This window comes from Mycobacterium sp. IDUB_1, from assembly GCF_055419625.1.
In genome coordinates, this window is sequence record NZ_JBVAYA010000003.1 from 628,113 (window position 1) to 640,590 (window position 12,478).

The window sequence follows — 12,478 nt, forward strand, 5'->3', positions numbered from 1 at the left end:
TCCGTTATTGAGAATGCCAATGCCATGCAATGAGAACGGCAGGTCAATCCATGGTCGATCTGGACATTGACGACGGCGTTGCCGTCGTCACCATCGACCGCCCGCATGCGCGCAATGCCATCTCGCTGGAGACGATGGATCAGCTCGACAGAGCCCTGGACGGAGCTGCGTGCGCTCGGGCACTGGTGATCAGGGGTGCAGGAGACAAGGCATTCGTGTCCGGCGGCGACCTGAAGGAACTCGCCGCCCTTCGCAGCGAAGCCGATGCGGCGGCGATGGCCAGGCGGATGCGTGCGGTCTGCGATCGGATCGCCGGCTTCCCCGGTCCGGTGCTGGCGGCGCTGAACGGGCACGCCTTTGGCGGTGGCGCCGAGGTGGCGGTAGCTGCCGACATCCGACTGGCCGCCGACGACGTGAAGATCGGCTTCAATCAAGTCGCGCTGGCGATCATGCCGGCTTGGGGTGGCGCCGAGCGCCTCGCTGACATCGTCGGAAAGAGCCGCGCTCTGCTTCTGGCAGGCACCGGGCACGTACTCGACGCGCACGAGGCCCAGCGCGTGGGCCTCATCGACGTCGTGGTCCCCCGCGACTCTTTCGAGGACCAGTGGCGCACTCTGGCACGCAAGCTGGCGGCCGCACCGGTCACCGCCATCAAGCGTGTGATCGCGGGAGCCACGCCCGAGGAGGCGATCGATTCCTTCGCCAAGCTGTGGGTGTCCGACGCCCACTGGGCCGCCGCCGAGCGAGTGATGAAGCGCCCGGAGCAACCGAAGGCGTAATCGGGTCTCGAGCCACCGGAGGCACAGTTGGCAAGCACGATGATTCAGCCCGCCGCGTTCCTACGCACCACTCTGCCACTCTCCCTGGATGTCCTGGCGGAGTACGACTCTGGGCGTTACCACTCGATCTGGCTGCCCGACCACATGGTCAGCTTTTGGCCGGACTCCATCTGGACACCCGAGTTCACCGACCTGGCGACGGTGTCACCGTCGCCGCACCGCCATCTCGACGGAATGGCCGTAGCCGCCGCGGCGGCTGTCCTGACGACCAGAACGCCCCTCGTGACGAGTGTGGTGGACACCGTCCGCAGACACCCGGCCATGCTTGCCCAGACCGCTCTGACCGTCGACCATCTCAGCGGCGGTCGCTTCATCCTGGGACTGGGCTCGGGCGAGTTGGAGAACACCGTGCCCTACGGGTTCGATTTCGCCAAGCCCGTCAGCCGCTTCGAAGAAGCGATCCAGGTGATCAAGACGCTCTGGGAAAGCGATGGACCCGTCGACTTCGCCGGCGACTTCTTCCGACTCGAGCACGCGCGACTCGACACCGAACTCGTCGACGGACGACCACCCCCTATCTGGATCGGCGCCGCCGGGCCACGAATGCTCGAGATCACCGGCAGGCATGCCGACGGATGGTGGCCGAACGGGGCATACACCCCGGAGGCTTACGCAGAAAAGCTCGCGGTGATCCACCGATCTGCCGAGCGCTCCGGTCGCGACCCCGCGGCGATCGTGCCCGCGCTCACCCAGATCTGCCTCATCGGTGACGACGACGAAATCGCCGAGATGCTCGAGTCGCCCATGGTCAAGGCGATCATTCTGCTGATGACCGCCGAGGATCTGCTCACCTTCGGGTACCAACACCCGATGGGCCCGCAGTGGCGCGGTGTCATGGACTTCGACCCTGTCAGTCTGTCTCGAGAAAGGATCGTCGAGTTCTGCCGAGAAGTGGACACTCAGGCCGTCCGCGACGTGTTCCCCTGCGGCACACCGCACGAGGTGGCCAAGAGAATCGTCGGCTTCGGCGAAGCAGGCATGCGGGTGTTCAAGCTGATGGAGTACGGAGCGATGGCCGGCATCCGCTTCGCGGAGCGTTCCGCCGCCAAGGTCCGCGACACCGAAGACGAAGTGCTCCGCCTGCTGACCGGGGCCGTGCCGTCCGCGCCGACGGGAAGTCGCCTCGACGCGAACGCGCTGCTCGAGTCGGCCTGCAGGGATACCGGCTTGTCAGACTGGGGCGATACCACGTTGCCCGACCGGTTCGCGTCCGCCGTCGAGCACCTCAACCGGGTAGCGCTCGATGCGGCCGGACGACACGCGGCGGCGGAGAACTGCCGCTGGCTGTTGACCACGCGTCTGAGGTTCATCGAGGACCGCCACCGGTACGACCTCGCCGACGAGATCATCGACCGACCCACCTTCGTCACTGGCGAACCCCGATCGGGGACGACGCTGATGCATGCCCTGATGTCTGTCGACCCCAACGCCAGGGCCCTGCGCTTCTGGGAGGTGATGTACCCGTCACCGCCGCCGGGGGTGGCGGCTCCCGACGACGACCGGCAGGCTCGTGCCGATGCCGACTGGCGCGAGATCAACGCCCGGCTACCCAGGTGGCTTCACTCCCATCCGTACAACGACATGCTCGGCGACGGGTTGCCCGAGGACGAACGGTGCTGGGCGTTCGACTTCCGCGTCATGACACCGACCGCGTGGTGGCGGGTTCCGATACAGAGCCTCGTCTCCGGTCTGCCGACCGATGCCGCGGCCCAGTACCGCATCCACCGTGCGATGCTGCAGCAGATGCAATACCGCCGACCGTCAAAGCGGTGGGTACTCAAGGGCTTCCACGGCGCACGGTTGTCCGACTTCTTCGACGCGTACCCCGATGCCCGGCTGATCTGGCTGCACCGCGACCCAGTGCAGGTAGCCGCATCGCGCGCGATGATGATGGCCGACATCATGCACGGACTACTCCATGGCACAGACGCGACTTTCGACCTCGCGACCGAGGCCAGGGCGCATTTGGAGATGACCCGCGCAAGCGTCGCCAACACCATGACCAACCCACTCACCGCCGACCCCCGCATTCATCACGTCCGCTACACCGACTTCGTCGCCGATCCAGTGGGGACGATTCGCGGCTGCTACACATTCGCCGACCGCGAGCTCTCCCCCGATGCAGAGCGGGCGATGCGGACCTATCTCACCGAGAACAAGAGCGACCGTCACGGGAAGTTCCGCTACTCGACCACGCTGCTTACCGACATCGGTGAGGATGTGGATCGACTACACGAGGAGTTCCGACCGTTTCGGGAACGATTCGGCGTCGTCATCGAGAATCGGGATTAGATGCATCCGCGAGTGTCACTGCACCAGGTCGCGTTCCTCAACGAATCCACCGAGACGTTCCTGGACCACTGCCGCAGCATCGGCGTCGGGAACGTCTCGTTGATCTCCACCTCACTGACCGAACTCGACGCCTACGACGCCGCGCGCCGCGCCGTCCACACTGACGGCCTCACGGTGACTGCACTCAACCACCCCTTCGCAGTACACCCCGATCTGGATCGGGACACCGGGTTGGCAGTCGAAAAGCTCTACGAAGCAATCGATCTCGCTGACAGTCTCGGCGCTGGCATCGTCTACATGATCACGGGCGGTCGCGGATACCTGCGGTGGGAGCAGGCCGCCCAACGCTTCGCCGATCTCGTCTCACAGTGCACGGCCCATGCGGCGGCCTACGGCGTTCACCTCCTCGTCGAGAACGCCTCGGCCTTCAACGCCGACATCCACTTCGTGCACACCCTCACCGACGCCATCACCGTCGCCGAGATCGCCGACGTGGGCACATGCGTCGAGCTGCACGCCTGTTGGACCGAGGGTGGGCTCTTCGCGCTGCTCGAGCGGGCGTTGCCGCGAACCGGACTCATACAGGTCAGCGACTACGTGCTCGGCGATCGATCCGCACCCTGCCGCGCGGTACCCGGTGATGGCGTGATCCCGTTGCGAGACATCCTCGCCCACGTTCTGGCCGCGGGCTACCAGGGCATCTTCGACGTCGAGTTGGTCGGCCCCCGGATCGATGCGGAGGGTGCCCGGGAGGCAACCGCACGCGGTGCACGTTACGTGTCCGACCTGTTGACACGATTGGGAGCCTGACGTGGCCATCGGCGATGGACCCGCCGACGAGTCACTTCGCGACGCCTGGCACCACTTCTGCGACCAGCTGAAGACCGCAGGCGACGCCGCCTTCAAGGACGTCAATCCCGCTGCACCGATCATGCGGGCCGACGCGTTTCGCTTCTTGACCCAGAATCTCGGCCAAGCCTTCGATCTGGCACTCGAGACCAAAGATCCGGCCTACCCGCAGCTTCACTGGTTCTGCACGCCCACCTGCAAGCTCGGTGGTGATGTCGCGGACTTCACCTATCGACAGGCCTGGATCGATGGTCGCCACACCTATCGAATCACCGGGCGCCGCGGTTCGGCGCGCTGGCTCAACGTGACCGTGCAGGGCCCACGACCCGAGTTCATTCCCGGTACCGACGTGCCTAGCTTGCACGAACCGTTCGGTGACGTCCCCGAGAGCAACATCTTCGGTCATCAGATCAACACCGATGCCAACGGCACCTTCGAACTCTTCGTCGGCGGGGAGCGCCGCGCCGCCAACTGGCTGCCGACGACACCGGGGTCTCGAAAACTGTTCATCCGTGAAGCTTTCGATGCCTGGACCGAGACCCCCACCTCGATGACCATCGAGCGTGTCGGCATGGACTCACCTCGCCCGGTACCGGGGCCTACGCAACTGACTGACGCCATGGAATGGGCAGGAGCATTCCTCGTCGGCGCGATGCGTGACTGGCCTGAGCATTCCTGGCGGCACTCCGGGGGCGTGTGCGATCCCACCTTCACCAACTCTTTCCCGCCAGACAAGGTCGCCGACTCCGCGTCGGATGCGACGCGGGGACGAATGGCGGCGCACATGGTGTGGCGCCTGCGTCCGGACGAGGCGCTGATCGTGGAGATGGATGCCCACGACGGGTTCTGGGCCTTCGGGATGGGCGGAGTGTTCGGCGGCAGCATGGACTTCCTGCACCGCTCGGTCAGTTTCACGCCGGCACGGACCGTCGTCGATGGAGACGGTGTCATCCGTTTCGTCATCGCCCACGACGACCCCGGAGTGCACAATTGGCTTGATACCCAATCGTTTTCCGACGGCAATCTCACCTACCGTAATCTCGCGAGCACCCATCGGGCAGTGTTCCGCACCCGCCTCCTGTCGCGATCGGCGGTGCTCGACGAACTGCCACCCGACACCGCGCTCGTCGACCGCGCCGGCAGAGCTCGGCAACTGCACGAACGCTACCGCGCTGTGAAGTTGCGATATGGCATCTGACGTCGTGAGCCGCGCAGTCACCGTGGCACTCCCGCCAGGGTTCGGCAGCGACCGAATCGCGCTTTCTCGGCCATCGGAGTAAAGCACGTTCTAAAATACGGAAATGCGCTTTCCTTCGAGAAACCGCCCACCCGCACCCGCCGTCTGCCGCGGCCAGATGGCGCTCGCGCCGCTGTTACTCACAGCGGCACTCGTGCCCGGTGCAGTGATCGCCGGTCCCGTCGCGCACGCCGATGATGCTCCTCCGCCAGGCCCGCCGATGCACACGGTCACGTACACCGTGTTCTCCGAGGCCCCGTTCCGCAATGCCGAGATCTACTATCACGCAGTCGATCCGCCGAACTTCGCGGACTACAGCCACAACCCCTACGTATTCACCCCGAACGTGGAGGCCGATCTGGGCCCGACTCAGCCGTGGACCCTGGACGTCCAGCTCGCCAACCCGGACGACTGGGCGATGGTGACGGTCACGAGCCTGGATTCACCGAGGAGACCCAACTTCCACTGCACACTCGCCGTAGATGGCACGGTCGTGGTGTCCAATACGGGACCGATAGGGACGCTGTGCTCCATACGGAACTATTAGCGTCACCCCGAGACGCTCAGCCCGTCCGTCGGTTCGGTCGTGACGGGCCGACGCTCACCCTCCATCCGGTGCAACCACGACTCGCAGAACGCGAGCGTCTCTGCGTGGCCGCCCGACATCCCCAGCGCCTGCTCCATGACCAGTACGCGAGTCAGGCTCGTCGCGAACACCGCCCACACGACCGGCGGCACCTCCGACACGTCGTAGCCGTAGCGACCAAGCGCCGTGGTGATCGCATCCACCTGTTGTCTGCGGAATTGCTCGGCGTACGCGCCGATCTCGGCCCGCAGCGCCTTTCGGTGATTGGCGAGCCCCATGAACTCCATCGTGAGTCGGGTGCCCGCGGGATCGATGCCGAATTCCCACAGCGCCCACAATGGTTGTGGCGAGTCCAGCGCGCGCGCCTGCACCTCGAGCCCCTGAACCGCTCGGCGACGGAAGATCTCGATGAACATCTCGTCCATCGTGCGGAAGTAGTAGTGCACCAGTTGGGGCTTCAGCCCAGCGCGCTCGGCGACCCGCCGGGACGTCACCGCCGCATAACCGTCTTCCAGCATCAATTGCTCGGCCGCGTCGAGCAGCACGGCGCGGTTCTTCGCCTCGGGTCCCGCGACCCGCCGATCCGATGCCATGCCGCCACCTGCCCTCTCGTGTGAATGACAGCGCCTCCCAGGCGAATGGTAGGCGCGACGCACCCGGACTCTCTTGACCGGGCCACCACGTAATGCTAAGCATGTGCTCAGCATCTATGGCAGCCCAGCCCCCCGACGGCAGATCATCCGTCGCCCAACCTCATCCGTCGCCCAAGCGGGCACTGGAAGGACAACCCCGACAATGACTGCAGATTTCGACGCCATCGACTATTTCACCGACCAGTCGTTGGTGCCGGATCCGCACCCGTACTTCGACCACCTGCGCAGCAAGTGTCCGGTCGTGCGCGAGCCGAACTACGGCGTGCTGGCCATCACCGGCTATGACGAGGCCAACACGGTGTTGAAGGACACCGACACCTACTCATCGTGCATTGCGGTCGCCGGACCGTTCCCGCCACTGCCGTTCACCCCGGAAGGCGACGACATCACGGCGCAGATCGCCGAGCACCGGCAGCTGATGCCGATGTTCGAGCACATGGTCACCATGGATCCGCCGGACCACACCAACGCCCGTTCGCTCCTGAACCGCCTGCTGACCCCCCGCCGCCTGAAGGAGAACGAGGCCTTCATGTGGCGCCTGGCCGATGAATGTCTCGACGAAATCGTGCCCCACGGGAAGTGCGAATTCCTCTCCGCATATGCAAAACCGTTCTCGCTTCTGGTCATTGCCGATCTTCTCGGTGTGCCGCACGAGGATCACGAAGAGTTCCGCACCGTTCTCGGCGCACCGCGACCCGGCGCGACGGTGGGATCACTCGAAGGAGAGCTGGTCGCGACCAACCCCCTGGCGTGGCTCGATGACAAGTTCGTTGCGTATCTGGAGGACCGCCGCGAGAACCCCCGTGATGACGTCCTGACCGCGCTGGCGACGGCCAAGTTTCCCGACGGGTCGACACCTCCGGTCATCGAGGTCGCCCGGTCGGCGACATTCCTTTTCGCGGCCGGCCAGGAGACCACCACGAAACTACTGTCTGCGTCGATCAGGGTCCTCGGCGACCGCCCCGACATCCAGGACGCTCTGCGCAAGGATCGAAGTCGCATACCGGTGTTCGTCGAAGAGGCGCTTCGCATGGATGCCCCCGTCAAGAGCCAGTTCCGGCTGGCCAAGAAGAACACCGTCCTCAACGGCACCGAAGTTCCAGCCGGAACGACGTTGATGATCTGCCCGGGAGCGGTCAATCGCGACCCGATGCGCTTCGAGAACCCGCATGAATTCGACATCAATCGCAAGAACGTCCGCGAACACATCGCGTTCGGGCGGGGCGTCCACTCCTGCCCCGGCGGGCCGCTGGCTCGCGTGGAGGGGCGGGTGTCGATGGAGCGCATCCTCGACCGCATGAACGACATCCGCATCGACGAGGAGAAACACGGGCCGGCCGGCGCTCGCAGCTACAACTACGAGCCCACATTCATCCTGCGCGGACTGACCGAGATCAACATCGAATTCACCCCGGCGGTGTCGAACTGACCGGCGGGCGGTGGCGGCGCCCAGCAGCATCACTGCTGGGCGCATCGTTGACGGCAGCGGCCACCATATCGGCGCCGATCGCCGGCGCCGACCCGCATATGCCGTTGGGAAACTACGAGGTACTCAACAACCGGTGGAACGACCACTCGTGGATCTGGTCGGTGACCCACTCATGCAACGACGATCCCGAGTGTGGAACCTACTACGAGGATCCCGTGTTGGCCCCACACACCGACAACCTCAACGTGATCGCGATAGCGCGGCCACCGAAGAGCCAGCGTTTCCAGAACATCGCGTTCTATGCCGACGGGCGCTACACCCTGACCGTGGACGTCATCGACGGGGTGCGCTGCATCGGGTACAACCTGCCCTCGCACGACGTCTACTCATGGGACGCAACAACCCTGGCAGGAACGATCGTGTCGACGTACAACGCGGGGTGTTACGGCGCCCCGGGCGGCGTCAGCACGTATACCTTTGCCCTGCAACGCTACTGACGCGTACCCAAGGACATCATGTGTCCCCGCGCATCCACCTGCTTTCGCCGTCGCGCGCGTCGCACGACAGGAACAATCCGTCGGGCGCCTGAGCCATCTCCCCGTCGCGACCTGAACAGTTGGAGCCTTCGAGTTTGACACCACGCAGCTCGGTGGATCGGAACCACCGCGGAGCGTAGCGCCTCGGAGAACCGCAGAACAGCACGCGGCCCCAATCAGTCACTCCGAACACGTAATACGTCGTCTGATAACACGGCGCACCGAGAACGGCGCCCGGTTGGATCCCCGGCACGCAGGCTGGTTCGTTGCACGATGTCGGATCGTCGGCGGGCGCCGGATCAGCCGGATCGGCGGCCGCTGACGGCGCGAGGACCAATCCTGACAGCAGGATTCCGGCCGCGACGACGCTGGCGATGTGCACACCCCGATTCTGTCATGGGCCGAACAGGATTTCGTCCGATCCATCGCATCAATCGGCGCCGATTTCACTCGCAATGGCCGAAAACGCGTGACGGCCCGGCGCTCGGCGGTAAATGTTATTCTCTGTGGCAGAACGACATTGCGGTGAGCGAGGACCGAGGAGACGACATGGAGGCAGTCAGGCCCCTCGCCGGAGCGCTCGCGATCGCCGCGGCGTCGGCCATCTGTGCACCCACCGCGCAGGCCGATTACGAGCAGTACGCGATGAACGGCACCTATTCGGTGGTCTCCAACGGCGAATGGGCCAGGAACAACGACCGCTACCAGGACGAACCGACGGTGCGCAGCACGTGGACCGTCACCTCCACCTGCACCACGGCGATGACCTGCGCCGGGAAGGTCACCAGCTCACTGGGGTGGACTGAAGACGTCTACACGATCTCCGGGGCGGACTGGTACGTCAAACACGCTGTTCCTGACTGGATCCCGTGCCCGGATGGCAGCAGGGCCCCCGGTCTACAGGTCTACCACTTCTATCCCGCAGACGACGCCGGGCTCGTCAAGCGGATCTCGGACATGTGGCTGGGGACCGACCAGACCACCGGGATCAGCGGGAACTGTGGTCGCAACAAGTCGCTCGTCGTCAACCTTCCGGTCAAAATCGTCAAGATCTCCTGACCCCTCTCTCTTTCGCCGGCTAATGCGGCATCAGATCCCGCCACGTCGTCGGCATCGGGTCAGCGAACGCCAGGTTGGTCACTTTGTAGAGCTTGCCGTCCGAGCCGACATACTCCCCCGTCCTGGGATTGTATTGTGCTACAGCAACTTTCGGCTTCTTACCGGATGGTCCCGCAGAGAAGCCGCTCGGTGCGACGGGCGTCGCGCCGCCGCTGCCTGCGGGGGCGTCGGGGATGCTCGCGGGCGGTGAAGGTTCAGGTGTCCCCTGCGCCGGGGCACTCACGGGCGGTAACGGTTGACCGTTCAACGAGTTTCCGACCGGCGGGGGCGGCGCGACCGGTACCTCGAGCGGTGACACGGGCTGGCCACCCGGCGGGGTTCCGTACGGGACGGCTCCGGGCGGCAACGGGGTGCCCTCTACAGGTGCGTAAATGTCATTGTCGAGCGTCGTTCGATCGTCGAGGGGAATCCCCTGGGCGATCAAACTCGGATCGAGGGGCACCGGCCCCAACACGTGAGGTCGCATCGCCAATGGCGTGAATGGCTTGTCGCTGTTGCAGATCGCGATGGTCGGGGCGCGCTTGCCGGGCTTTCTGATGCAGGGGAAGTTGCGGGCACCACGCACCGCGATGGGCGAATCCTGAGGCAGCTTGCAGTACAACCCGTCGGGGGTGTCGATGTCGGACACGTCATCGGGTGAACGCCACGACGACGGTGGCAGGAAGCCGACCGTACACGCCGGCGGGTCGTTGACGGTGATGGCGAAGTCACCGCGAGCGCCACCGGTGGAGTCCGACGTGCTCGAGTAACCCTGCTGTTGGGCCATATATGGCGGCAGAAGCACCAGCAGCTGCTCGAGCGACGCGTTGTAGGTCATCAGGATCTCGCCCACCGTGCTCAAATTGCCGATCAGAACGGGCAGCGTGGGCTTTAGCTCATTCAACAACCCCGAGACCTCGCTACTGAATCCGGGAAAGGTCTGCAACACCGTACGCAGCTGCGGATCGCTCTCGACCAACTGGCCCGTCACGCCGGCGACACTGCGTGCCCACGTCCGTATCGCATCGGCCCCCTGGGCCTGACCCTCGAGCAGCGGGCGGGCGTCGTCCGCGAGCGCCCGACTCTGCGCTGCAACGCCATTGAGGTCTGCGCTCAGGACCGAGCCGGAGTCGAGCAACGAACCGAAGTCCTCACCGGCACCGTTGAGTCCCTTGTAGGTCTCGTCCAGCAGGTCGGCCAGCCGATCTTTGGGGAAGGTTCCGACTAGGGTGTTCACCTTGTCCAACACCGGGCCGATGGGCATCGGGATGGTCGCATTGTCTCTGGTGATGACAGCGTGATCCTGAAGGTAGGGACCAGAATCGGTGCGCGGCATCAAGTCGACGTACTGCTCGCCCACTGCCGACACGCTCTTGACGCTCGCCTCCAGGTCGGCAGGAATCTGCGGCGACGTCGCGATCGACAACGTCGCCACCGCACCATCGGGGGCCAACCGCACATCGGTGACCTTGCCGATCTGCACACCGCGGTAGGTGACGTTGCTGAGCTGGTAAAGGCCACCGCTGCTCGGCAACTCGAGCGTCACCGTGAGCCTCCCGATGCCAAGCAGCGTGGGTGCCTGCATGTAGGAGATCGCCATCACCAGCAGGCCGACGACCGACACCACGGTGAATATCGCCAATTGGATCTTGATGAAACGGGTCAGCATCAGTTGCCGCCCTCCTGCGCAGGCGGTGGTGCCGCGGGTGCTGGCGCCGCGGGCGGTGGGGCCGCGGGTGCTGGCGCCGCGGGTGCCGGAATCGACCCGGGTCCCGGCAGGCTCTTGTCCGCCCCGGGCGGATCGGCCTGCAAACCGGGGGTCGGCGGATTGCCCGGCAGAGGACCGAGCGGGCCGCCGGATGGAGGAGGTCGCAGTGGTCGGCCCAGCGGATCGAGCGTGTACGTCTGGAAGTACGGTTCACCCGGCAGAGGCACGAGATCGCGGCCCTCCTGGCCGCCTCGTGTGCCCAAGAACAGCGACTTGCGCAACCGCGGGCCGGAGATGTCGACCGTGACGAAGATGTTGATGAAGTCACCTCTGATGCCGCGGTCGATCACGCCCTGTCCGTACGGGAAAACCGTGGCGTAGGCCAACGCGGCGTCCAGATCGGGTCCCACGTCGGCAAGGGCCTTGATCGTGGGCGCCAGGTTCGTCAAGTTGGTGACCAGGTCTGCCTGGGTGTCGTTCACCAGCCGGTTGGCCGTATCGCTGAACTGACCCAGTTTGGTGAGCGCTGTGGTCAACCGTGGCCGTTCCCGGTCCAGCACCTCCAAGGCACGCGGAATACGCTGCAGCGCTTGATCGAGGGTGTCCTTTCGATTGGCGAAGGTCGAGGCGACCCGGTTCAGTGCGTCGATGGTGGCAACGATGCTCTGTCGCTGCTGATCGAGGGTGCCGACGAAGGTGTCGAGTTGGGTGAGCAGATCGCGGAAGTCACTCTCACGTCCGGACAATGCCGTGTTGAAGGTGTGCACGATGTCGCCGATCTGGCCCAGTCCGCCCGCGTTGACCACGACCGACAGCGCTGACAGCGTCTGCTCCGTCGTCGGATACGTGGACGAGTCGTTCAGTCCGATGGTGGCGCCCGAGGGCAGCTCTCCCGTGGGCTGTTGACCGGCAGGCGGATTCAAGGCGAGGTGCATCGAACCGAGCAGACTCGTCTGACCGACGCTGGCGACCGCATTGGCGGGAACCACCACGTCGGGCTTGATCGTCACGTCGACCTCGGCATGCCAGCCCTCGACACGCATTGCCTTGACGCTGCCCACCACCACGTCGTTCATCAGCACCGGCGAATTCGTCTCCAACGTCGCGATATTCGCGATCTCCACGTGGTAGAGGTGCGCGTCGGAACCTCGTCCCACCGCACCTGGCAGAGGCAGGGAGTTGATCCCCTGGAACGCACATCCCGTGGAAATCGTCGCGATACCGGCAACGATGCTCAGCAGGGCCATCGGC

General features: G+C 65.0%; 12 protein-coding genes and 1 pseudogene. 9 read left to right on the forward strand and 4 right to left on the reverse strand.

The window, feature by feature from the left end; translation table 11 throughout:
• Positions 1–50: 50 nt before the first annotated feature.
• From ACZYYX_RS20180 to ACZYYX_RS20205, 6 genes and pseudogenes are all read left to right on the forward strand, one after another.
• On the forward strand, positions 51–779 hold the full coding sequence (locus tag ACZYYX_RS20180; protein ID WP_463816367.1) for an enoyl-CoA hydratase/isomerase family protein: 729 nt from the start codon (positions 51–53) through the stop codon (positions 777–779).
• Positions 780–818: 39 nt separating this feature from the next.
• Positions 819–1,922 (forward strand): annotated as a pseudogene (locus ACZYYX_RS20185) (LLM class flavin-dependent oxidoreductase); the annotation flags it as partial.
• A gap of 12 nt (positions 1,923–1,934) precedes the next feature.
• Positions 1,935–3,131 carry a sulfotransferase family protein gene (locus tag ACZYYX_RS20190; protein ID WP_463816522.1) on the forward strand — a complete coding sequence of 399 codons (1,197 nt, stop codon included), beginning with the start codon at positions 1,935–1,937 and terminating at the stop codon, positions 3,129–3,131.
• Positions 3,132–3,941, forward strand: a complete 810-nt coding sequence (locus ACZYYX_RS20195; RefSeq protein WP_463816368.1) for a sugar phosphate isomerase/epimerase family protein — start codon at positions 3,132–3,134, stop codon at positions 3,939–3,941. It begins immediately after the preceding gene.
• A 1-nt stretch (position 3,942) separates the two neighbouring features.
• A complete protein-coding gene (locus ACZYYX_RS20200; protein WP_463816369.1) occupies positions 3,943–5,178 on the forward strand; it encodes a DUF1214 domain-containing protein in 1,236 nt (411 codons plus the stop codon).
• Positions 5,179–5,335: 157 nt separating this feature from the next.
• A complete protein-coding gene (locus tag ACZYYX_RS20205) occupies positions 5,336–5,764 on the forward strand; it encodes a hypothetical protein (protein ID WP_463816523.1) in 429 nt (142 codons plus the stop codon).
• A 2-nt stretch (positions 5,765–5,766) separates the two neighbouring features.
• Here ACZYYX_RS20205 and ACZYYX_RS20210 read toward each other — a convergent pair whose 3' ends face one another.
• Positions 5,767–6,396: a TetR/AcrR family transcriptional regulator gene (locus ACZYYX_RS20210; RefSeq protein ID WP_463816370.1), complete on the reverse strand. Its 630-nt coding sequence runs from the start codon at positions 6,394–6,396 to the stop codon at positions 5,767–5,769.
• Between the two features lie 202 nt (positions 6,397–6,598).
• On the opposite strand from ACZYYX_RS20210, the gene ACZYYX_RS20215 reads away from it, so the two are divergent.
• Both ACZYYX_RS20215 and ACZYYX_RS20220 read left to right on the forward strand, forming a co-directional pair.
• On the forward strand, positions 6,599–7,885 hold the full coding sequence (locus ACZYYX_RS20215) for a cytochrome P450 (protein ID WP_463816371.1): 1,287 nt from the start codon (positions 6,599–6,601) through the stop codon (positions 7,883–7,885).
• A 47-nt stretch (positions 7,886–7,932) separates the two neighbouring features.
• On the forward strand, positions 7,933–8,382 hold the full coding sequence (locus ACZYYX_RS20220) for a hypothetical protein (RefSeq protein ID WP_463816372.1): 450 nt from the start codon (positions 7,933–7,935) through the stop codon (positions 8,380–8,382).
• Positions 8,383–8,398: 16 nt separating this feature from the next.
• Here ACZYYX_RS20220 and ACZYYX_RS20225 read toward each other — a convergent pair whose 3' ends face one another.
• Positions 8,399–8,803, reverse strand: a complete 405-nt coding sequence (locus ACZYYX_RS20225) for a hypothetical protein (RefSeq protein WP_463816373.1) — start codon at positions 8,801–8,803, stop codon at positions 8,399–8,401.
• 167 nt (positions 8,804–8,970) lie between these two features.
• Here ACZYYX_RS20225 and ACZYYX_RS20230 point away from each other — a divergent pair, with 167 nt between their 5' ends.
• On the forward strand, positions 8,971–9,480 hold the full coding sequence (locus ACZYYX_RS20230; protein WP_463816374.1) for an Rv2253/PknI dimerization domain-containing protein: 510 nt from the start codon (positions 8,971–8,973) through the stop codon (positions 9,478–9,480).
• Positions 9,481–9,499: 19 nt separating this feature from the next.
• Here ACZYYX_RS20230 and ACZYYX_RS20235 read toward each other — a convergent pair whose 3' ends face one another.
• A complete protein-coding gene (locus ACZYYX_RS20235; RefSeq protein ID WP_463816375.1) occupies positions 9,500–11,188 on the reverse strand; it encodes an MCE family protein in 1,689 nt (562 codons plus the stop codon).
• Positions 11,188–12,474, reverse strand: a complete 1,287-nt coding sequence (locus ACZYYX_RS20240) for an MCE family protein (protein WP_463816376.1) — start codon at positions 12,472–12,474, stop codon at positions 11,188–11,190. Before ACZYYX_RS20240 ends, ACZYYX_RS20235 begins: the two co-directional genes overlap by 1 nt.
• Between the last annotated feature and the right edge of the window lie 4 nt (positions 12,475–12,478).

Excerpts from the sequence above, each read along its gene's own strand:
- ACZYYX_RS20180 (WP_463816367.1), top strand. The coding sequence starts at position 51 with ATGGTCGATCTGGACATTGACGACGGCGTTGCCGTCGTCACCATCGAC.
- ACZYYX_RS20195 (WP_463816368.1), top strand. The coding sequence starts at position 3,132 with ATGCATCCGCGAGTGTCACTGCACCAGGTCGCGTTCCTCAACGAATCC.
- ACZYYX_RS20205 (WP_463816523.1), top strand. The coding sequence starts at position 5,336 with ATGGCGCTCGCGCCGCTGTTACTCACAGCGGCACTCGTGCCCGGTGCA.
- ACZYYX_RS20210 (WP_463816370.1), bottom strand. The coding sequence starts at position 6,396 with ATGGCATCGGATCGGCGGGTCGCGGGACCCGAGGCGAAGAACCGCGCC.
- ACZYYX_RS20215 (WP_463816371.1), top strand. The coding sequence starts at position 6,599 with ATGACTGCAGATTTCGACGCCATCGACTATTTCACCGACCAGTCGTTG.
- ACZYYX_RS20230 (WP_463816374.1), top strand. The coding sequence starts at position 8,971 with ATGGAGGCAGTCAGGCCCCTCGCCGGAGCGCTCGCGATCGCCGCGGCG.
- ACZYYX_RS20235 (WP_463816375.1), bottom strand. The coding sequence starts at position 11,188 with ATGCTGACCCGTTTCATCAAGATCCAATTGGCGATATTCACCGTGGTG.
- ACZYYX_RS20240 (WP_463816376.1), bottom strand. The coding sequence starts at position 12,474 with ATGGCCCTGCTGAGCATCGTTGCCGGTATCGCGACGATTTCCACGGGA.